General features: G+C 42.4%; 20 protein-coding genes. 14 read left to right on the forward strand and 6 right to left on the reverse strand.

The features are described 5' to 3' along the window. Nucleotides 1–377 precede the first annotated feature (377 nt). Entirely contained in the window at nucleotides 378–3,527 is a 3,150-nt protein-coding gene (locus PTE_RS01315) for an efflux RND transporter permease subunit (protein WP_036842469.1), read from the reverse strand. An 18-nt stretch (nucleotides 3,528–3,545) separates the two neighbouring features. Continuing rightward, complete coding sequence (locus PTE_RS01320; protein ID WP_036842470.1) at nucleotides 3,546–4,739, reverse strand: efflux RND transporter periplasmic adaptor subunit; 1,194 nt, start codon at nucleotides 4,737–4,739, stop codon at nucleotides 3,546–3,548. Nucleotides 4,740–4,868: 129 nt separating this feature from the next. Here PTE_RS01320 and acrR point away from each other — a divergent pair, with 129 nt between their 5' ends. From acrR to PTE_RS01340, 4 genes are all read left to right on the forward strand, one after another. Further along, complete coding sequence (gene acrR / locus PTE_RS01325; protein WP_036842471.1) at nucleotides 4,869–5,510, forward strand: multidrug efflux transporter transcriptional repressor AcrR; 642 nt, start codon at nucleotides 4,869–4,871, stop codon at nucleotides 5,508–5,510. Between the two features lie 416 nt (nucleotides 5,511–5,926). Next, nucleotides 5,927–6,601 carry an energy-coupling factor ABC transporter ATP-binding protein gene (locus PTE_RS01330; RefSeq protein WP_036842473.1) on the forward strand — a complete coding sequence of 225 codons (675 nt, stop codon included), beginning with the start codon at nucleotides 5,927–5,929 and terminating at the stop codon, nucleotides 6,599–6,601. Then, entirely contained in the window at nucleotides 6,598–7,227 is a 630-nt protein-coding gene (locus PTE_RS01335; protein ID WP_036842475.1) for an energy-coupling factor transporter transmembrane component T family protein, read from the forward strand. The genes PTE_RS01330 and PTE_RS01335 overlap by 4 nt, the downstream gene beginning before the upstream one ends. A gap of 38 nt (nucleotides 7,228–7,265) precedes the next feature. After that, nucleotides 7,266–7,814: a biotin transporter BioY gene (locus PTE_RS01340; protein WP_036842477.1), complete on the forward strand. Its 549-nt coding sequence runs from the start codon at nucleotides 7,266–7,268 to the stop codon at nucleotides 7,812–7,814. On the opposite strand, the gene PTE_RS01345 is transcribed toward PTE_RS01340, so the two are convergent. Beyond that, a complete protein-coding gene (locus tag PTE_RS01345) occupies nucleotides 7,811–8,716 on the reverse strand; it encodes a DMT family transporter (RefSeq protein WP_036842480.1) in 906 nt (301 codons plus the stop codon). The genes PTE_RS01340 and PTE_RS01345 overlap by 4 nt on opposite strands. Before the next feature lie 31 nt (nucleotides 8,717–8,747). After that, a complete protein-coding gene (locus PTE_RS01350) occupies nucleotides 8,748–9,512 on the reverse strand; it encodes a 2OG-Fe(II)-dependent halogenase WelO5 family protein (RefSeq protein ID WP_036842482.1) in 765 nt (254 codons plus the stop codon). A gap of 129 nt (nucleotides 9,513–9,641) precedes the next feature. Between PTE_RS01350 and PTE_RS01355 the strand changes: the two genes are divergently transcribed. Next, entirely contained in the window at nucleotides 9,642–10,079 is a 438-nt protein-coding gene (locus PTE_RS01355; RefSeq protein WP_036842485.1) for a DUF1284 domain-containing protein, read from the forward strand. 118 nt (nucleotides 10,080–10,197) lie between these two features. Here PTE_RS01355 and rsmS read toward each other — a convergent pair whose 3' ends face one another. Together rsmS and priC are read right to left on the reverse strand one after the other, a co-directional pair. Continuing rightward, the gene (rsmS, locus tag PTE_RS23140; protein WP_070974618.1) at nucleotides 10,198–10,365 is read right to left on the reverse strand and encodes a pleiotropic regulatory protein RsmS; all 168 of its coding nucleotides are present in this window, start codon (nucleotides 10,363–10,365) and stop codon (nucleotides 10,198–10,200) included. A 21-nt stretch (nucleotides 10,366–10,386) separates the two neighbouring features. After that, nucleotides 10,387–10,929 carry a primosomal replication protein PriC gene (gene priC, locus PTE_RS01360; RefSeq protein ID WP_036842486.1) on the reverse strand — a complete coding sequence of 181 codons (543 nt, stop codon included), beginning with the start codon at nucleotides 10,927–10,929 and terminating at the stop codon, nucleotides 10,387–10,389. Between the two features lie 144 nt (nucleotides 10,930–11,073). On the opposite strand from priC, the gene apt reads away from it, so the two are divergent. From apt to PTE_RS01405, 9 genes are all read left to right on the forward strand, one after another. Further along, on the forward strand, nucleotides 11,074–11,625 hold the full coding sequence (gene apt, locus PTE_RS01365) for an adenine phosphoribosyltransferase (RefSeq protein ID WP_036842488.1): 552 nt from the start codon (nucleotides 11,074–11,076) through the stop codon (nucleotides 11,623–11,625). 96 nt (nucleotides 11,626–11,721) lie between these two features. Continuing rightward, nucleotides 11,722–13,704: a DNA polymerase III subunit gamma/tau gene (dnaX, locus tag PTE_RS01370; protein ID WP_036842489.1), complete on the forward strand. Its 1,983-nt coding sequence runs from the start codon at nucleotides 11,722–11,724 to the stop codon at nucleotides 13,702–13,704. Between the two features lie 55 nt (nucleotides 13,705–13,759). Further along, complete coding sequence (locus PTE_RS01375) at nucleotides 13,760–14,089, forward strand: YbaB/EbfC family nucleoid-associated protein (RefSeq protein WP_036842491.1); 330 nt, start codon at nucleotides 13,760–13,762, stop codon at nucleotides 14,087–14,089. Further along, nucleotides 14,089–14,694, forward strand: coding sequence for a recombination mediator RecR (gene recR, locus PTE_RS01380; protein ID WP_036842492.1), 606 nt, complete (start codon nucleotides 14,089–14,091; stop codon nucleotides 14,692–14,694). The genes PTE_RS01375 and recR overlap by 1 nt, the downstream gene beginning before the upstream one ends. Nucleotides 14,695–14,976: 282 nt before the next feature. After that, nucleotides 14,977–16,869 (forward strand): molecular chaperone HtpG, encoded by a 1,893-nt coding sequence (gene htpG, locus PTE_RS01385; protein ID WP_198539136.1) that lies wholly within the window; start codon nucleotides 14,977–14,979, stop codon nucleotides 16,867–16,869. Nucleotides 16,870–17,053: 184 nt separating this feature from the next. Then, nucleotides 17,054–17,698 (forward strand): adenylate kinase, encoded by a 645-nt coding sequence (gene adk / locus PTE_RS01390; protein ID WP_036842495.1) that lies wholly within the window; start codon nucleotides 17,054–17,056, stop codon nucleotides 17,696–17,698. Between the two features lie 177 nt (nucleotides 17,699–17,875). Then, on the forward strand, nucleotides 17,876–18,859 hold the full coding sequence (gene hemH, locus PTE_RS01395; RefSeq protein WP_036843446.1) for a ferrochelatase: 984 nt from the start codon (nucleotides 17,876–17,878) through the stop codon (nucleotides 18,857–18,859). A gap of 170 nt (nucleotides 18,860–19,029) precedes the next feature. Next, on the forward strand, nucleotides 19,030–20,133 hold the full coding sequence (gene wzz(fepE), locus PTE_RS01400; RefSeq protein WP_036842496.1) for an LPS O-antigen length regulator Wzz(fepE): 1,104 nt from the start codon (nucleotides 19,030–19,032) through the stop codon (nucleotides 20,131–20,133). Between the two features lie 98 nt (nucleotides 20,134–20,231). After that, nucleotides 20,232–21,542, forward strand: a complete 1,311-nt coding sequence (locus tag PTE_RS01405; RefSeq protein WP_036842498.1) for an inosine/guanosine kinase — start codon at nucleotides 20,232–20,234, stop codon at nucleotides 21,540–21,542. The last annotated feature ends 217 nt before the right edge of the window (nucleotides 21,543–21,759 follow it).

Consider the following 21,759-nt stretch of genomic DNA (forward strand, 5'->3'; position numbering starts at 1 on the left):
AATATGTCGGCTTATATAAAACAGTATTATCCTCAGATACCCGTAACAGCAGATTATAGCCTGATGGCTACAATAATCAATGAATATAACATCATTATTACATAAGTCACTATGCGCTGGTATTGTTTTTTGTCATTTAGTGTAAAAAAAGATAAAGCAAATTTTGTCCAACAATTTTATCGTTAATTTTATTAAAGTTAGTAATGCTTGGATTTTTAAAGGTATTTTCTACTCATAAGTGGTAATTTTAATTAAATTTTAACGAATTTATGCGCGAGTTAAGCGAGCAGATTAGTGTTCAGAATCCTGCCTGATGCGGGCAACTATTATATTTAAGAAGGCCGTTTTAACGGCCTTCTGATTATTGTTTAGTTGCATTAGTGAGATTCTGACGCGGGTTCAATCTCCTCCGCTTTCTTACTAAAACGTCGTTTGATAACTACAAAGAACACCGGTACGAAAAAGATAGCTAGCGAGGTTGCAGCAATCATTCCGCCCAATACTCCGGTACCCACTGCGTTTTGAGAGCCGGAGCCTGCACCATTACTCAGTACTAGAGGGATAACACCCAGCATAAATGCCAGTGATGTCATTAGGATTGGACGAAGACGCATTCTTACGGCATCTAGTGTAGCTTCTATCAACCCTTTTCCTTCTTTTTCCATCAGGTCCTTAGCGAACTCAACGATTAGGATTGCGTTCTTTGCCGATAAGCCGATGGTAGTCAACAAGCCGACTTTAAAGTAAACATCGTTATCCAAGCCTCGGAATGTTGTTGCTAACAAGGCTCCAACGATACCCAGTGGTACTACCAGCATAACTGAGAATGGAATTGACCAGCTTTCATACAGTGCAGCCAGACAGAGGAATACCACTATCAATGACAGTGCATAAAGTGCAGGTGCCTGATTACCTGACAGGCGTTCCTGATAAGACATGCCTGTCCAGTCGAAACCGATTCCATTTGGTAACTGGGATGCTAATTTTTCCATCAGAGCCATTGCATCACCGGTACTTTTACCTGGAGCTGCTTCACCCAGAATTTCCATTGATGGCAAACCATTATAACGTTCCAAACGTGGCGAGCCATAGGTCCATGGTTCTTTAGACATATCTGCAAAAGCAGATAATGGAACCATTTCACCCTGTTTGTTACGGACATACAGTTTGTAGATATCACCTGGCAGCATACGATAAGGTGCTTCTGATTGAACATAAACTTTTTTGACACGACTACGGTCGATAAAGTCGTTCACATAGTTGCCACCAAACATCGTGCTTAGTGTCGAGTTGATATCAGAGATGGAAACACCTAAAGCTTCTGCCTTTTCCTGATCAATTCTAACCCGATACTGAGGGGTATCTTCCTGACCATTAGGGCGAACACCCACTAACATATCTGGATGTTGTTGTATCATGCCAAGCAATTGGTTACGTGCTTCGGTCAGTTTATTATGTCCAAGGTTTGCTTTGTCAATTAATTCGAAATCAAAGCCGGTTGCTGAACCTAACTCTACAATTGCCGGGATGTTAAACGCAAAAACCATACCTTCTTTGATTTTCTGGAAGTGAGCACTTGCCCTGGCAACAATAGCAGGTACTTTTCTTTCAGCATCAGAACGCTCACTCCAGTCTTTCAGGCTTATAAATGCTAGACCAGTGTTTTGCCCCTGACCACTGAAACCAAAGCCACTTACTGTAAATACAGAAACCACAAGATCTTTTTCTTCTGTATTGAAGTAGTCACTTATTTTATCCAGAACTTTCTGTGTCTGTTCCTGTGTTGCACCTGAAGGTAATTGAACCATTGTCAGCAATACCCCTTGATCTTCTTCAGGAAGGAAGGAGGATGGCAGACGAGTGAACATGACAGCCATACCAGCAACCAGCAATACATAAATCACCAGATAGCGGCCTGTATTGCGCAGAATACGGCCGATACTGTCAGTATAGTGGTGGGTACTTTTATCAAATATACGGTTGAACCAGCCAAAGATCCCAGTCTGTTTACCGTGGCTGCCTTTAGCAATGGGTTTCAACATGGTGGCGCACAGAGCAGGTGTTAGGATTAATGCTACCAGTACAGACAGTACCATTGCAGATACAATAGTGATCGAGAATTGACGATAAATCGCACCGGTTGAACCGCCGAAGAAGGCCATTGGGACAAATACAGCAGACAGCACCATGGCAATACCAACCAAGGCGCTTTGGATTTGCCCCATTGATTTCCTGGTTGCTTCTTTCGGCGACAGGCCCTCTTCCTGCATAACACGTTCAACGTTTTCCACCACAACAATGGCATCATCTACCAGTAAGCCAATCGCGAGAACCATGGCAAACATAGTTAATGTATTTATTGAATAACCAAATGTGGCGAGTATTGCAAATGTTCCGAGTAGTACGACTGGAACCGCAATGGTTGGAATAAGTGTTGCTCGGAAGTTTTGTAGGAATAGGTACATAACCACGAACACTAGCATAATTGCTTCAACCAGTGTTTTCACTACTTCGTTAATAGAGATTTTAACGAATGGAGTGGTGTCATATGGATAGACGATTTTCAGCCCATGAGGGAAGAAAGGCTCCATATTTTTTAGCGCTTCTTTTACCGCTTTTGACGTATCCAGAGCGTTAGCACCTGTTGCTAGTTTGATACCGACGCCAGCAGCCGGTTTACCGTTAAAACGGGCAATGATATTGTAACTTTCTGCCCCTAACTCCACTTTTGCCACATCTTTCAGACGGATCTGAGAACCATCAGTATTAACGCGCAGAAGAATATTGCTGAACTCTTCCGGTGAGGTCAGACGTGTTTGGGCAATAATCGAAGCATTCAGCCGTTGACCTGGAACTGGAGGGGTTCCCCCTAACTGACCGGCGGCTATTTGGTTATTTTGTGCTTTGATTGCATTGATTACATCCAGAGTCGTCATTTTGTAGTCAACGAGCTTGTCAGGATTCAACCAAATGCGCATTGCATATTGGTTACCAAACAGCATTGTATCACCCACACCAGTTACACGGCTCAACGGATCTTTGACATTTGCACCAACATAGTCAGCGATATCCTCCTGTGACATGGATCCATCTTCAGAGATGAACCCTGCAACCATCAGGAACGAATTGGTGGACTTATCCACATGAATCCCTTGCTGCTGTACTTCTTGTGGTAACAGAGGCATAGCTAGTTGCAGCTTGTTCTGTACCTGTACCTGTGCGATGTCAGGATTAGTACCCGCTTCAAAGGTGAGCGTGATATTCATGTTGCCAGCAGAGTCACTGTTAGAAGACATATAAACCAGATTATCGATACCATTCATATTCTGTTCGATAACCTGAGTAACTGTGTTTTGCACAGTAGTGGCATCTGCGCCGGGATAAGTTGCGGAGATAGAAATCGCCGGTGGTGCAATAGTTGGGTACTGCGCCACGGGTAATTTCATAATTGCCAGCAGCCCAGCCAGCATGGTAATAATTGCGATTACCCATGCAAAGATTGGCCGATCTATAAAAAACTTAGGCATGAATCACCGACTCCTTAATTAAGACTTTTTTGCAGGTTCAGCTTGGTTCGTAGCAGGTTTTGCATTTAAATCCACTTCTTCTGCTTTAACTGGTATGCCAGGTTGAATTTTTTGCAAACCAGTAACGATAACCCGATCACCTGTTTTCAGACCGGAAGTTACCAGCCATTTGTCACCAATAGCCTGGCTTGCCGTGATAACGCGTGGTTCGACTTTTTCGTCTTTACCGACCACCATGACAGTAGCTTCGCCACGAGGTGTGCGGGTAATTCCTTGCTGGGGAACCAGTATTGAATCCCGACGAATACCTTCTTCCAGTTTTGCGCGAACAAACATACCTGGCAGCAATTTTTCATTTGGGTTAGGGAATATCGCACGGATAGTGATAGAACCCGTTGTTTCATTTACAGTGATATCGGAGAATTCCAGATAGCCTGTTTCACTGTAATTTTTACCATCTTCCATAACCAGGTGAACTTTAGCTTTACTCCCCTCTTTCTGCACAATACCTTTGGTGATTTCATTTTTAAGGCGCAGATAATCATCACTTGACTGGGTGACATCCACATAAATTGGATCCAACTGTTGAACGGTTGTCAGTGCTGTTGGTTGACCAACAGAAACCAGAGCACCTTCAGTTATAGTCGATTTGCCGGAACGACCGCTAATCGGTGCTGTAACTTTGGTGTATGCCAAATTAATACGGGCAGTCTCTACAGCCGCTTTTGCTGCTTGTACCGTAGCATTCGCTTGTGCGGAGTCAGCGCTGGCCTTATCAAACTCCTGCTGACTAACATAGTTTGTACCTAACAGTGGCTTATAGCGGTTCACTGTCAGGCGTGCTATCTCTGCATTGGCCTGAGCTTTAGCTAAATCAGCTTTAGCACTGTCATAGGCAGCCTGGTAAGTTGCTGGATCTATCTGGTATAAAGAAGTCCCCTCTTTTACATCACTTCCTTCTTTATAGTTTCGTTTCAGAATTATGCCACTTACTTGTGGACGAACTTCCGCAATACGGAAGGCTGATGTTCGGCCTGGCAGTTCAGTTGTGACCATCAGAGGTTCAGTTTTCAGCGTCACGATACCGACTTCAGGGGCCTGTTGATTTTCAGCAACTTGCTGAGAGTCTTTGTCGTTACATCCTGAAAGAGCTAAGCTGCCTGAGAGTACCAGTACTGTAGCCAGAGGCAAAACTCCCCTGTTTATTCGCATAAGTAAACCTCAATATTTTTAGATGTTGACCTTTCAATACGTAAAACCACTACTCCATTAATAGCAGCATGCTATAATACAAACATACATGAATGTATGTAAATCAGCTTCAGGTTAAAAACAGAGTATATGGCACGAAAAACTAAACAACAGGCTGAGGAGACCCGGCAACAGATTATAGACGCAGCTATAAAAGAGTTTTCTGAGCGCGGTGTCTCTGCTACTTCACTGACAGATATTGCCACAACGGCTGGAGTAACCCGAGGTGCAATCTACTGGCACTTTAAAAATAAAGTAGACCTGTTTTCCGAAGCTTGTAGAATAACAGATTCTAAGATTGACGAATTAGAAAAAGAGTATCAAGGAAAATATCCTAATAATCCACTCCTGATTTTAAGAACTTTAATAATTCATATCCTGATGTCGGTCGTTGACGATCCGAAAAACCGGCTATTGATGGAGATTTTTTTCCACAAATGTGAGTTTGTTGGTGAAATGTCTGCTTTGGTGGCAGTTCGTCAGGAACTGTGTGTTGCAGACTATGTTCGTATTGAAGAGTCGCTTTCCGACTGTATTGCACCAGGTCAGCTTCCTTATAATCTTAATCTGCGGCGAGCCGCTATCATGCTGAGAGGGTTGATAACGGGTTTGCTGGAGAATTGGTTATTTGCACCAGACAGTTTTGATATTCAGAAAGAAGCTGAACCGTTAGTGGATAGTTTTATCGATATGCTTAAATATAGTGAGCATATGAAAGTCACAGAAAAATGAAAAACCAGAATAATAGAGGTAAATTCTATTTTGGTAATTGCTAACAATGCGGCTAATGGTCAAAAGTCATTATCTTATGCTCTTTGTTTATCTACTGCTATATACAAGGAATAAAACTTAGGAACTGAGCCGAAATTATTTCTAATATCGGATATTGCTGCTGCTGGCCTTGTAGGATAGTGACCAAAGAAAAACTATAACTTAAAACAAATGCCGAAGATTCTGTCTGAGAAAAATGTATTATTTAAATTCAGTGAAAATTGATTAAATTATTTTATATCAATAAGTTATATTTATTTTGTGGTGTTGGGGTCATTACGTTGGTTGAATTTTCCCTATGGATTTTGCAGTCAGATAGAGTGCTAAGTTGGTGCCGTGTTATGTAGCTAGTCACAATTGTTGAGGGATAACCATCTATGCTGGAAATACGAAATGTAACACATGATTACGGAGAGCGTGTGGTATTGAAAGACTTAAATTTGCAGTTGAACGAAAAGCGAATTGCCGTCATAGGTAGCAACGGTTGCGGCAAGAGTACATTTGCGCGTCTTCTTAATGGATTACTGGTACCGAAATGTGGTGATGTTTTGGTGGATGGCCTGAATACCAGAACGGAGGGTAAAGCGATCCGGCGCAAGGTTGGTTTTGTATTCCAGAATCCTGATAATCAGATTGTCTTTCCAGTTGTGGAAGAGGATTTGGCTTTTGGAATGAAAAATCTCGGTTTTACCAAGGAGACAATTCAGCAAAGAACGCAGGAGGTACTTTCACGATATGGATTACTTCAGTTTAGGGAGTATCCAGCCCATCTTTTGAGTGGCGGTCAGAAACAACTCCTGGCAATTTCTGGTGTTCTCGTGATGGAACCTGCTTACATCATTTTCGATGAGCCTACGACTTTACTGGATTTACGCAACAAGCGTCGTGTTGCTGAAGCAATCGATAACTTATCTCAAACTGTGATCATAGTTTCTCATGATCTTGAGTTTTTGGCGGGGTTTGACCGCGTGCTCGTTTTTGATGATGGTCGTGTGGTTGTTGATGACATTCCCTCTGTTGCTATTCCTGAATATGTAAGGATGATGTCATGAGCCTGTCTGGATATGATCCTGGTTCATCACTTGTGCATCGAGTTAGCCCTGGGTTCAAAATTATTTCTTTGCTCATTCTGGGGACATTACTCTTTATCGTTCCGCGTATCGATCTTTCTATGGCAGCGTTGGCAGGTATCGTACTTTTATACTTGTTAGCCAGAATCTCATTAAGAACTGCTTGGGCGCAACTACGACCTGCTATGTGGATCTTCGCGCTTATTTTTATAGTCCAAGTGTTTCTACATCATTGGACTGCCGGTGTACTTGTAGTCGTTCGTCTTGCCTCACTTTTGCTGTTGGCCTCGCTTGTCACCCTTACTACTCGTTCCTCAGACATGATCGACGCATTGGAAAAGGGTCTTTGGTGGTTGTATTATTTTAGAATCAATCCAGGAAAAGTGAGCCTGGCTCTATCTCTTGCCTTGCGGTTTATTCCTGTTCTCGCGTCAATTACAGAAGAAGTACGGGAGGCGCAGAAAGCAAGAGGTCTCGATAAGAGTGTCATAGCAATTGCCGTACCCGTTATCGTGCGAACTCTCAAAATGGCAGATGATATTTCTGCTGCTATTGAAGCTCGGTCTTACGATCCAGGGTTTGAGAGAAAGAAATTGAGCAGCAAATAAAACCTAGTTTGTGGCTTTATTGAAAAAGGGGGGATTAAATGTCCACGAAAGATATTGTTTATATAGCACTATTTGCCGCGCTAACCGCAACACTGGGTTTATTCCCACCATTGGCTCTTCCTGTTATAGGCGTTCCGATAACAGCCCAATCAATGGGAGCGATGTTTGCTGGCGCTATTGCTGGTGCGAAACGAGGGGGGTTAGCATTATTGCTCTTTTGTGTTCTTGTTGCAGTTGGATTACCGGTAATGGCGGGAGGTATGGGAGGATTGGGGGTATTTTTCAGTCCAAGCGGCGGTTTTGTTTTGGCGTGGCCGATTGCCGCTTTTGTTATCGGTTACTTGTATGAGTGGAATCTTGCAAAACTAAATACCTTTAAAGAAGCTGTATTTCTTGTCTTTGGTGGAATTGTGATTGTCTACGTGATAGGTATTCCATGGGTTGCGGCATTTGCCAATATCAGCTTCTGGCAAGCAGCCATAGGTTCGATTGGATTTATTCCAGGAGATATTATTAAAATCGTACTGGTTATCTTAATTGCGAAAACCGTTCGCCGGGCCTACCCGACTCTTGAATCACGTTCTTAAGTATCGGTCTTTACTGCGGGCTGATATTTGGTTGTGATTACCCAATAATTGCCGCTAAGCGTCATTATTGTGCCGATTATGGCCCAAACGGTTGGGCGATAGCCCTCTGTGACGCTGGAGATCGCTAAGGCTACAAGCGGAACGAGAAGCATAGTATAGGCCCCTCGTCCCGCACCTAAACGACCGACGACGGCGAAATACGTTGTGTACCCAATCACTGAAGGAAACAGGATCAAATAGAATAGAGATGTTACGTAGATTGGTGATGGATCAAAGTTAAACGTTTGTTTAGTTAAAAGGGCATAGCCGAGCAAGAATATGGCACTATATCCCATAGAAATGCCTGTCATTGGGAGAACAGTGGCCCCCTTTCTCTGTAACTGAACTGCGCAAATGTTGGCGAATGAGAACGCGAGGGTTGCTGTGATAGCGTAACCGAATCCCGCCCAATTCCATTCATTATTTAAAAATTCTGGGCTGAAGACCAAAATTATCCCAGTCAGACCGACCATAGCACCGACCAGAACTGTCCATGAAATTGATTGCCGTAGGAAGAGAATTGCATTCACAGAATTGAATAATATGACCGAAGAGTAGGTAAGGGCGATTAAACCGGTGGTGATTAAGGCCGCAGCCTTGTAAATCAGTAAGAATGCGACAGCGAACCCGAATGCTCCAAGTGCAGCGAAAGAGAGGTGTTCGCGCCAGGTATATGTGAGTCTTTCCCGAGAAATTGCAGTAATCAGAAGCAGCAATACCGACGCACATCCAAAACGGTAAATCAGGGATATTACAGGTGAAACATCAGTTAATTGCAATTTTGCCGCATACCACGATGTTCCCCCCGTAATGATCGTCACGACATATAGAACAACGGTAGAGTAAGAAAAGGCGGTCTTCATGCTCAGATTCCAAACATCTTATTGAAATGGATTACGACCATAAGATCAGATTTTTTTCATTTAACAGACCGATGAAGGAGCCTGTTGCAATCCGATTGCCGTTCGCTGGCAGGACGATATGAGGATTACTGGTGTTAAAAATGACGACAGAACCAACTTGAGACCGGAAAGTGAAAGATTCACAATCAGTTAATAGAGAACTATCATATGGCTTATATGTTTTATCAACAACAGTACTCTTGAATGGCTGATTATAGATTACTGTTTCCCCTCCTTGTGAAGGAGACGAAACATAGAGGTTCCAGGCGAGCTGAGTTGATATATCTCCGATAGATAAATTGCCTTTCGCAAAAGTAGGGGCGTAGTCCACATGTAGATCTGAACCACCGGAGATGATACGGACGATACCGGCAAAGTAGGGACCAAACCCCGGTTCTTCCGCGATCGAAATGCTGAAATCTGTATCGTGATTGATGTGTCGCATGAACCGAACAATTGGATCAAAAGCTTGATTGATCACTTGAGTACGCTCTTGTTCAGCGGCGCTAACTTGAGAAAAATACTCTTCTTTTGGGCGATCACGGTAATGAGAGAGTGGATTTCCCAGGTAAAATCCTGGCCTGCCGAATTCATATTGCTTTGCCTTCATGCTCAGTATTGCTGTAGAAAGCTGTACTGATTCCTCTGTAGTTGCAAAATCATCTATCATTACCGCCGGAATCTTGTTATCTATGATTGCTTGCAAGCTTTCTGATGATAATTTGATAAGCTCTTTGGATGCCCACCTTGACGACATGATTGCCGATTCCTAGTTTATTTTCTTTTCATTAGAAAAATTGATCTATTGAAGGTCAGTGTCAATCATATAACATTGTTTGTATAATAATGCAACACTTGGCTGTACTCCACACTCAGGAACGCAACAATGACAATATCTCTGAGAGGTCATCACCTCCTGTGTATTCTTACCTACGCGGGCAACGGATATTCCCCTAGTTTTATTGAAAACTACAATAAGATTATTCCCCGAATTCAGAACGAAGATATCCTGATTGTGGAAGGGCCAGATGATATTTGTGCTCCTTTGCTTGGAGAAGATGATCCTCATTGTTTGGGCAAGAGTGTCATCGTCCGGGATAGTCATGCTTTGGAGGCTATTGGTGCTCTTATGGGCCAACCAGTTGAGGTGGGTCATATACTGAGGCTCGACGAAACCTATTTAAAACAGGCTCGATGGGCTTTTAACCGTAGGATCGTAAGATCTGCCTGTGTAGGCTGTGAATGGGAGCAGCTTTGCACTCGAATTGCTGCGGACGATTATGCCTCAACGTTTCTTAAATTCAGCAATGGAAGGAATAAATGACAACATCAAGCCATTTTGCAACGGTTGATCGAATGCGTGAGAGCAAACTTTAAGACTAACTAATGTAGATCTTTTATGGTATCGACGGAGTCTCTACGAGATGTTTGCAATAAACCGCTCAATATTCCTTCGCAGATTGTGCCTGCTTCGCTAATTTTGCTTGATAATCGTGTTTGACTATTTCCAGTGCAGCGAGTGCAATTTCAGGTGCGATTTCATTGCATTCCAATAGATAGATCAGATCAACAGCAAGCTGAACTTCAGGTGGTGCGTGTTCGACTGACATAAAACTTCCTCATCTGAGTCGTTAATCCATGTTCTCTTTATATTCGATTGATTTTTCAATTCGCGTCAGAGATTGGCGGCAACGCGCTAGTCTTCCGGCTAATGCTGCGATCTCTTTCTGTATTTTTTGCTGATTACTCAGTGTAGTTTGTTGATTCAATCTTAGCTCTCGATCATTGATCATTGCGAGCAGACGGCGTTCATAATCTTGATGTTCAGCCAGCTTGTGATACAGGTCAGTAGCTTGTTGTTTATGTTCGAACCTGTGCTCTTTTTTTCTCAGTGATTGAGTAGACAATTCACGCTTTAATGCTTCCATTTGAGCAACTAAACGCTCGGTCAGAAATGCGACTTGTTCCGTTCGGTTATCCTGAACACACTCTCTGAGTTGTTCCATGTTATGCCTGACTTCTTGCAGGTAACCCCGGAGTTTATCGCTGCGTCGGTTGAACAAGGTTTGATCAAATCGGGCAGTGGAAAATGGGATATCTGCCAGAGGTGTGAGCTCTTCTGCCAGTATATTGACCTGTTTTTCGAGTAAATTTAATAACGGTTGTGTACTCATTTATACCCTGCGATGATTATGTTTTGCGAAGCAGAATTAACTTGGAACGACAAAAAATAGGCTGATGCATGTTCATCAGTTGCTTTTTTTTATCAGTTTGCATAGATTTTAGCACTCTCGTTGTTCTACTCACTGGCACTGATTATGACCGCAAACGCGCAGCAACTGCAATTTATTAAAGACAGTATTGAAACTGTTCCTGATTATCCTAAACCTGGGGTCCTTTTTCGTGATATCACGACCTTATTGGATAACCCTCTTGCCTACCAGGCAACAATTAATCTTCTGGTAGAACGATATCAGGACAAAGGAATCACAAAAATTGTGGGTACTGAGGCGCGCGGTTTTCTATTTGGAGCTCCAGTTGCGTTGCGTCTCGGTGTTGGTTTTATCCCTGTCCGTAAAGCAGGTAAATTACCTCGTGAAACATTGAGTGAAACTTACGATTTAGAGTATGGCACCGATACACTGGAAATACATAAGGACAGCATCAAAGAAGGTGATAAGGTGTTAGTTGTTGATGACTTGCTGGCAACGGGTGGTACTATTGAGGCAACTGTTCGCTTAATCCGTCATTTAGATGGTGAAGTTTCTGAAGCTGCCTTTGTTATTGGCCTACCTGATTTGGGAGGGAGTGAGCGTCTGCAAAAACAAGGCGTGAACAGCTTCACTCTATTGGAATTCCCAGGCCATTAATCTGCTTATTTTCGTATTACTGACATATCGGCCTCGCTGTCTATAGTGGGGCTGTGTTAGCATGGTACCCAATTATATTCAATTTTCCCGGTATCAATGAGCTATCAGGTACTTGCCCGTAAGTGGCGCCCACAAATATTTTCTGATGTGATTGGTCAGGAACATGTCTTGACTGCGCTGGCTAATGGTCTTTCCCATAGCCGGCTCCATCATGCCTACCTGTTTTCCGGTACCAGAGGTGTCGGGAAAACGACAATCGCCCGTTTGTTTGCCAAAGGGCTAAATTGTGAAACAGGTATTACTGATAAGCCTTGTGGTAAATGTGCTAATTGCCTTGAAATTGAGCAAGGGCGATTTGTCGATCTCATTGAGATTGATGCTGCTTCCCGTACTAAAGTTGAAGATACGCGTGAATTGCTGGATAACGTGCAATATGCTCCAGCACGTGGGCGTTTCAAAGTCTACCTGATTGATGAAGTGCATATGCTTTCCCGCCACAGCTTCAATGCATTATTGAAAACGCTGGAAGAGCCACCTGAGCATGTGAAATTTTTACTGGCAACCACTGATCCGCAAAAATTGCCGGTAACTATCCTTTCCCGTTGTTTGCAGTTTCACCTCAAAGTGCTGAATGTTGATCAGATAAGCGATCAGCTCGAACATATTCTTAAAGCTGAACATCTGGAGAGTGACAGCCGTGCCCGTCAGCTTCTGGCCCGTGCTGCTGATGGCAGTATGCGTGATGCTTTGAGTCTGACAGATCAGGCTATCGCGATGGGGCAAGGCGAGGTAACAACTGAAATAGTCAGCCTGATGTTAGGAACGTTGGATGATGAACAGCCGTTATCAATTATAGAATCATTGATTCGGGCTGACGGTCAGCAGGTTATGGCATTGGTGGAACAAGCCGCTTCACGGGGGGTTGATTGGGAGAATTTGCTGGTAGAGATTCTTTCATTACTGCATCGTATTGCAATGATCCAGTTATTACCTTCTCAACCAGAAATCGCTTCTTCTTCCATTGAAGGCCGTTTGCGGATATTGGCAAAAGCAATTTCACCGGAAGATTTGCAACTTTATTATCAAACTCTACTGATTGGTCGTAGAGATCTGCCGTATGCACCGGAACGCAGGATGGGTGTTGAAATGACGCTGCTCAGAACTTTGGCATTTCATCCAAAAGCAGTCATTGAAGAGGTTACTGCACCGGTTGTGCATGAACATCCTGCGGCTATCCCATCAATTGCAGCACAGTCGCAACATAATCATCAGGGCAATACGCCATCCGCTTACCCTATTGATGAGCAAGTATCAGTGGGCAGCGTTTCTCAGCCGGAACCTCAGATACCTCAGGCACTTGCATCAAGTCCAACAGCGCAGTTGCTGAAAGCAAGGAGTGTGTTGTCCCGGCAACAAGAGCAAACGCCACCAAAAAAGCCTAAACCGGCTACGCCTGTTCAGGCGAGGCCGGCAACCTCGGCACTGGAGCGGATTGCCGTAGTGTCAGGGCAGCGACCTCAGTCATCAATAGCTAAAATGCAGGAAGAAAAACCTGAGAAAAAAGAGGCCTACCGTTGGCGAGCCAAGAATATTGAAGAAAAACTAGAAACCCATGTTGCTACGCCAAAGGCGTTAAGAACGGCTCTGGAGCATGAGAAAACGCCGGAGTTGGCAGAAAAATTAGCTGAAGAATCCAAACAAAGAGATGCATGGGCAGCGGAAGTTGATAAACTTAAAATTCCTAAACTGGTGCAACAATTAGCATTAAATGCGTTTAAAGAGCAGATTAGTGTTAATAATATCTGTCTACACTTGCGTTCAAGTCAGCGTCATCTTAATTCCGTTTTTGCACAAAAATCATTAGCGGAGGCTTTAAGCGAGTTGTACGGTGTAACGATTGAATTCAGCATTATTGAAGATGATAATCCGGAGGAGAAAACTCCACTGGAGTGGCGACAAGCCATTTATGAAGAAAAATTGGCACAAGCTCGCCAATCAATTATTGCGGATAAAACTATTCAGACATTGCGGCAGGTATTTGATGCTGAACTGGATGAAGAGAGTATCCGGCCGGTCTAACCGCGCTGCAATCTGTACCTGTTGTACGATGTAGCCATAGCGAAGAGAGAAAACTATGTTTGGTAAAGGTGGTTTGGGCAATTTGATGAAACAAGCCCAACAAATGCAGGACAAGATGCAGAAAATGCAGGAAGAGATCGCCAATCTGGAAGTGACGGGTGAATCTGGTGCAGGTCTGGTTAAAGTGGCTATCAATGGTGCTCATAATTGCCGTCGTGTTGAGATTGATCCAAGCCTGATGGAAGATGACAAAGAGATGCTGGAAGACCTGATTGCGGCTGCATTCAATGACGCAGCCCGCCGCATTGAAGAAACTCAGAAAGAGAAAATGGCAAGCGTTTCCAGCGGAATGCAACTGCCGCCGGGCTTTAAGATGCCATTCTGATGCAAACCAGTCCTCTCCTTGAATCCTTGATGGAAGCATTGCGCTGCTTGCCAGGAGTTGGTCCTAAATCTGCGCAGCGGATGGCTTTTCATCTGTTACAGCGTGATCGTAGTGGTGGAATGCGTTTGGCTCAGGCATTGACAAAGGCGATGTCGGAAATTGGACACTGTAAATATTGTCGGACTTTTACCGAGCAGGAACAGTGCACGATCTGCGCTAATCCACGTCGTCAGCAAAATGGTCAAATTTGTGTGGTTGAAAGCCCTGCGGACATTCATGCTATTGAACAAACTGGGCAGTTTGCTGGGCGCTACTTTGTGTTGATGGGGCATTTATCTCCATTGGATGGTATTGGTCCGATGGATATTGGTTTGGATTGTCTTGAAGAACGCCTCTCCACTGAAGAGATTTTAGAGGTGATTCTGGCGACTAATCCGACAGTGGAGGGAGAGGCAACGGCCAATTATATCGCAGAAATATGCATTCAGTATGGTGTAACAGCAAGCCGCATTGCTCATGGTGTACCGGTTGGTGGTGAGCTTGAAATGGTAGATGGTACAACTTTGTCGCATTCACTTGCTGGGCGGCAGAAGATTACTTATTGATTTTCTGTCAATGTCTTGCCGTTTTATCTGGCTGGAAAAGAATACGGTTGTATACCCTGTATAGATCAAATCGTAAAGATGTTGAGGCGCTGCATTTATGTGGCGCTCGCCTCTCAATCCATTCCGCTATGGTTATAACCTATTTAAATATCTAACTTATTCGCGTTATTTGATACTCTTTTGAATAATCAAACTTGAAACTCGGCTTATTTATCCCCATCTGCATACTATCGTCTGATTTTATCTGTCTGAACTGGATTTAGATTGAGGTAACAAATGAGTATGAAAGGTCAGGAAACCCGTGGATTTCAGTCTGAAGTAAAACAACTTCTGCAATTAATGATCCATTCACTTTATTCCAATAAAGAGATTTTCCTTCGTGAGTTAATCTCAAATGCTTCTGATGCGGCTGACAAATTACGTTTCCGTGCATTATCTGCTCCAGAACTTTATGAAGGTGATGGTGAACTGCGCGTTCGCCTCTCTTTTGATAAAGAAAAAAGAGCTATCACGATCAGTGATAATGGCATTGGTATGACCCGTGATGAAGTCATTGATAATCTTGGCACTATCGCTAAATCAGGAACAAAAGCTTTTCTGGAATCTATTGGTTCAGATCAGGCTAAAGACAGCCAGTTAATTGGTCAATTTGGTGTTGGTTTTTACTCTGCCTTTATTGTGTCTGATAAAGTCACGGTACGTACCCGTGCTGCCGGTGCTTCAATTGATCAGGGCGTATTCTGGGAATCCGCTGGTGAAGGCGATTATACTGTCGCTGATATTGAAAAAGAAACTCGTGGTACAGAGATCACCCTCCATTTACGTGAAGGGGAAGATGACTTTCTGAATGACTGGCGTTTGCGTTCTGTTATCAGTAAATACTCTGACCATATTGCTCTGCCAGTTGAAATTGAAACTAAAAATAAGAGCGAAGAAGAGGGTGAAGAAGATACAGTAACTTGGGAAAAGATTAATAAAGCTCAGGCTTTGTGGACTCGTGGTAAATCTGAAATTACAGATGAAGAATATAAAGAGTTCTACAAACATATTTCTCATGATTTTACTGATCCGTTGATCTGGAGCCATAACCGCGTAGAAGGTAAACAGGAATATACCAGTATGCTCTATATTCCCTCTCAGGCTCCGTGGGATATGTGGAACCGTGAGCATAAGCATGGGCTGAAATTGTATGTTCAGCGCGTGTTTATCATGGATGATGCAGAACAGTTTATGCCAAACTATTTGCGCTTTGTTCGTGGCCTGATTGATTCCAATGACTTGCCACTGAACGTTTCCCGTGAAATTCTGCAAGATAATTCTATTACCCGTAATTTACGTAATGCGTTGACCAAACGTGCATTGCAGATGCTGGATAAGCTGGCGAAAGATGACGCAGAAAAATATCAGCAATTCTGGCAGCAGTTTGGTCTGGTGATGAAAGAAGGTCCGGCAGAGGATAATACGAATAAAGAAGCTATCGCTAAATTGTTGCGTTTTGCTTCTACTCATAATGACAGTTCTGCACAGACAGTTTCTTTGGAAGAGTATGTCAGTAGGATGACCGAAGGTCAGGATAAAATCTACTATATCACTTCAGACAGTTATGCTGCGGCGAAAAATAGCCCTCATCTGGAGCTGTTCCGTAAGAAAGGTATTGAAGTTCTGCTGCTGTCAGAGCGCATTGATGAATGGATGATGGGATACCTTACTGATTTTGATGGTAAGAAATTCCAATCAGTCAGTAAAGCTGATGAATCTTTGGATAAACTGGCAGATGAAGACAAAGCTGAACAGGAAGAAATTGAAAAACAACTTGAGCCGTTTGTTGAGCGTGTGAAAACATTACTTGGCGATCGGGTAAAAGAGGTTAAATTGACTCACCGTCTGACGGACACTCCGGCAATTGTGACAACAAATGCGGATGAAATGAGCACTCAGATGGCGAAATTGTTTGCTGCGGCGGGTCAACAAGTGCCGGATGTTAAATACAATTTTGAACTGAATCCTGATCATCAATTAGTAAAACTGGCTTCTGATGTCAGTGATGAAGCTCAATTCGCGGATTGGGTTGAACTGTTGCTCGATCAGGCATTATTTGCTGAACGTGGCACATTGGAAGATCCGAACCAGTTTATTCGCCGTATGAATCAGCTATTACTGTCTGAAAAAGCTTGATTTAATTATTTCTTGGTAACGATTGTAAACCACGCCTCCGATAGTGAAATGAGGCGTGGTTTATTTTTTGCAAAAAAATATCACGAAATCGTTTCCCTGTTTTCTTGAGCGAACCCCGTCCCAAATGGTATGGTGACTCGTTTTCTTACAAATATAAAAACTAACTAGCAAGGGGACTTACGCAATGCGTATTATTCTGCTGGGCGCTCCGGGCGCCGGTAAAGGGACTCAGGCGCAATTTATCATGGAGAAATATGGGATCCCTCAAATTTCTACCGGCGATATGTTGCGTACTGCAGTTAAGGCTGGCACAGAATTGGGCTTAAAAGCAAAAGGATTGATGGACAATGGCAAGCTGGTTACTGATGAACTGGTTATTGCTTTGGTAAAAGAGCGCATCCAACAAGATGACTGCCGCAATGGTTTCTTGTTGGATGGGTTCCCTCGTACCATTCCTCAGGCTGATGCAATGAAAGAAGCCGGTATTAATGTTGATTATGTCTTGGAATTTGATGTTCCTGATGAACTGATTGTTGAACGTATCATTGGACGCCGTGTACATGCGCCATCTGGCCGTGTTTATCACATCAAATTTAATCCACCGGCAGTGGAAAATAAGGATGATGTTACCGGTGAAGAATTGACTATTCGTAAAGACGATCATGAAGATATCGTGCGTAAACGTTTAGTTGAATATCATCAACAGACTGCTCCTTTGGTATCTTATTACCAAAAAGAAGCTGAAACAGGTAATACCCAGTATTTCAGAATTGATGGCACTCGCAAGGTATCTGAAGTTAGCGAAGAATTAGCCAACATTCTGGGTTAATCAATTGCATTGATATTTAAAAGGCGGCTTATAAGCTGCCTTATATTATCTTTTTTCCTTACTTTTTCAGGTAAATCAGTCGGTTTTTATTTATTGTTTTGATAGATAAACATGATTTCCATCTGTATTTTATTATGTTAGGGTTTTCACCAGAGAAGGCAATAGGGAATCGGCATGATGAGTAGTGGTAAGTATGGCGTTTTATTAGTTAATCTTGGTACTCCTGATGGACCGACAACTGCGGCTATAAAACGTTACTTAGCTGAGTTTCTGAGTGATAAAAGAGTTGTCGATTTTTCCAGGTTTATCTGGATTCCAATACTATATGGCGTTATTTTGCCTTTTCGCTCTTCACGTGTGGCAAAGTTGTACCAGAAAATTTGGACTGATGAAGGCTCTCCCTTGTTAGTATATAGCCGTCGTCAGCAGAAATTGCTGGCAGAAAAACTGGCAGATATTCCTGTTGAATTGGGAATGAGTTATGGTTCTCCATCGCTTGAGCAGGCAGTTGATAATCTGCTCAAACAGGATGTTGAAGAGTTGATTATCTTGCCACTTTATCCCCAGTATTCCTGTTCTACCTCTGCGGCTGTGTTTGATGGTGTCAGTAAAATATTGCAGAAATATCGCACTATCCCTGGAATTCACTTTATCCGTAGCTATGCTGACCATCCGGCCTATATTTCTGCATTGAAAGAGACTATTGAGCAGAGTTTCCGTGAGCATGGCAAGCCGGACAGATTACTATTTTCTTACCATAGCATTCCACGGCGTTTTGTTGATACAGGTGATATCTATTCTGAACAGTGTGAACTAACAACTCAGTTGCTAAAGCAAACAATTAACTATCCAGCAGAGCAGGTAATGATGACTTATCAGTCGCGATTTGGTCGTGAACCTTGGTTGATGCCATTCACTAATCAAACTATGAAATCATTGCCTGATCAGGGAATAGAGCATATTCAGGTACTTTGTCCTGGTTTTTCGTCCGATTGTTTGGAAACGCTGGAAGAGATAAAACAGCAAAATAAAGAGATATTTCTGAATGCTGGTGGGAAGAAATGTGAATATATTCCTGCGCTTAACGACAATAGTAATCATCTTTTTCTGCTGGAAGCGTTGGTGAGCAGGTTTGTCAGAAGCAAAACGAATAGTATATAGAATTAATCTATCATTAGGATTAAATGACTCTTTAATGATATATTCTCACGCGGGAGTCTATCTATCCGAGCTGTTTCCGCCCAGTTTTTCAGGATATAAACTAAGGGCTCAGTGGGATGATGTTTTGTAGAATAGTTAGCAACAGTCATATTTGAATTTGGACATAAATAATGAGTATTAAACCGATTAAAAGCACTAACTCCAGTGAAGAATATTTTAATTATTATAATTCAAAACAAGACGATGAAATTGATTTGTTTGAGTTATTCTCTGTTTTAGTTCAATCGAAGTTATTGATTATCGCTGTTACTATCATTTTTGCTGTTATTGGTTTTACAGCAGCATCTTTTATGCCACAAAAATGGACCAGTTCAGCTTCAGTTATTCAACCTCAACTTGAAGAAATACAGCCACTTAAAAATATCCTGACTAAGTTAGAGGTTTTAAGCTTACAATCATCGGTAACTTCATCATCACTGTATGATAATTTTGTAAATAATTTTAATTCACGTGTTTTACGAGAAGAATATCTGGTTAATACAGAATATTTTAAAAATCTGATAGCTGAATCAGATGATCACTCACCACTTGCAAAAAGAAAACTGATTGAAAAGATTGTGAATAATAATATTTCATCTTCTTCAAAAGTGGAAAAAGAGGGTGAGAGTGGTGAAACTAAACTGGCTTTCAGTGCCGGAACTGCTGAGGATGCATATAACCTGCTAAATGGCTATATCAGCTATGTGTCGTCTGTTGTTCATGATCAGTTGGAAAGTGAATTGAGTGATATGGTGAAACAGAAGCTTGCCTACTCTGAAGGTTTGTATGCAATTGATTTGAACCGTGTTCATAATATACAGAGAGCTAATATTGAACGATTGAAATATTCATTATCTATCGCCAATTCAGCGGGAATTAAAAAGCCTATTTCCAGCGAAGGAGCAATGATCAAAGATGATCCAGATTATTCCATTGCTTTGGGTGCTGATGCATTACAACGCAAGCTGCAAATTACCGAAGAGATCAAAGATCCATCTTTGATTGATGGTGATTTACGTAACCGCATGTTCTATATAAATGAACTTAAATCACTTAAAATAGATAAAGTTAACTTCCAGCCATTCAAATATATGCAGGCTCCTTATGAACCAACGGCGAAAGATTCGCCTAAACGTCTGCTTATTCTGGTAGGCAGTGTCTTTATCGGTTTGATCTTGGCGGTAATGTTTGTTCTGATTCGTCACGTGGCGCGCAGTCGTCAGAAAGTAGCTTAATCTCTCTCTGGCAGCCGGTGTCGTAATGACACTTGCTGCCTGTCAGTTTTTATTGTGCTAACATGCTGCATCTTTTCGCGTTGTAGCATCAATCAAATATGAAATTCCCTGGTAAACGTAAATCAAAACACTATTTTCCCGTCAGTCTGCGTGATCCTTTACTCCAGCCAATTAAAGAAATGATGGATGGTGAGAGTAACCGAGCTTATATTGTTGGTATCGATCAGATATTAGTGGATATTGAAGCGAAAGTAGACGAAGATTTTATCCGGCGTTATCACCTCAGCCAGGGACACTCATTAGTTATTGAAGATGATGTAGCTGAAATCTTGTATAGGGAACTGACGGATAACAATCTTATCAGCCACGAATTTGCCGGTGGCACTATCGGAAATACTTTACATAATTATTCAGTTTTGGCTGATGATCGTTCCGTCTTACTGGGCACAATGTGTAATAACATTCAGATTGGCAGCTATGCTTACCGCTACTTATGTAATACTTCCAGCAGAACTGATCTAAATTATTTACAAGGTGTGGATGGCGCAATTGGCCGCTGTTTTACGCTGGTAACAGAAAATGGTGAACGGACTTTTGCCATTAGTCCTGGACAAATGAATCAATTAAAACCGGAGAATATTCCTGAGCAGATTATCGCTGAAGCTTCGGCCTTGGTATTGACCGCTTATTTGGTTCGTTGCAAGCCAGGGGAACCGATGCCAAAAGCAACAATGAAGGCCATCGAATATGCGAAAAAACACAATGTACCTGTCGTTCTGACTTTGGGGACAAAATATGTTATTGCTGATGATCCACAATGGTGGCGTGATTTCCTGGTTGAGAATATTTCTGTTCTGGCAATGAATGAAGATGAAGCTTATGAGCTTACTGGTTTCAGTGATCCGTTATTGGCTTCAGATATGGCTCTGGATTGGGTTGATTTAGTTTTGTGTACCGCTGGTCCTGCGGGATTATATATGGCGGGGTATACGGAAGAAGATTATAAGCGTCAGACAACTCACCCACTGCTACCAGGTGCTATTGCTGAATTTAACCGTTATGAATTCAGCCGCGCTATGCGAAAATCTGATTGCCAAATCCCAATGAAAGTTTACTCCCATATTGAACCTTATATGGGCGGGCCAGAAAAAATTATGAATACTAATGGTGCAGGCGATGGTGCTTTATCTGCTTTATTGCATGATATAACCGCTAACAACCATCACAGAATGAATGTGCCTAATTCCAGTAAGCATATTCGTACTTACCTAACATATTCATCACTTGCTCAGGTTTGTAAATATGCAAACAGAGTTAGTTATCAGGTATTGAGTCAGCATTCGCCACGATTAAGCCGTGGTTTACCAGAAAAAGAAGATAGTTTGGAAGAGTCTTACTGGGAACGGTAATGATTAAATAATATCAACTTATTATATTCATCATTGCGTAATTTAATACGGCTGTAGTTTACAGTCGTATTTCTTTCTAAACGGAATAGATTACATTGATCACTAACATACGTAATGGAATGACAGGAAAAGACTGACTTCTTTAGGAGCGGGTAATGCTAGAAAATATTTCTCAGATAGAATATTCAAGACATCGCGGCCGTATCTACTGACTCCC

Source organism: Photorhabdus khanii NC19 (assembly GCF_000517265.1).
Taxonomy (GTDB): domain Bacteria; phylum Pseudomonadota; class Gammaproteobacteria; order Enterobacterales; family Enterobacteriaceae; genus Photorhabdus; species Photorhabdus khanii.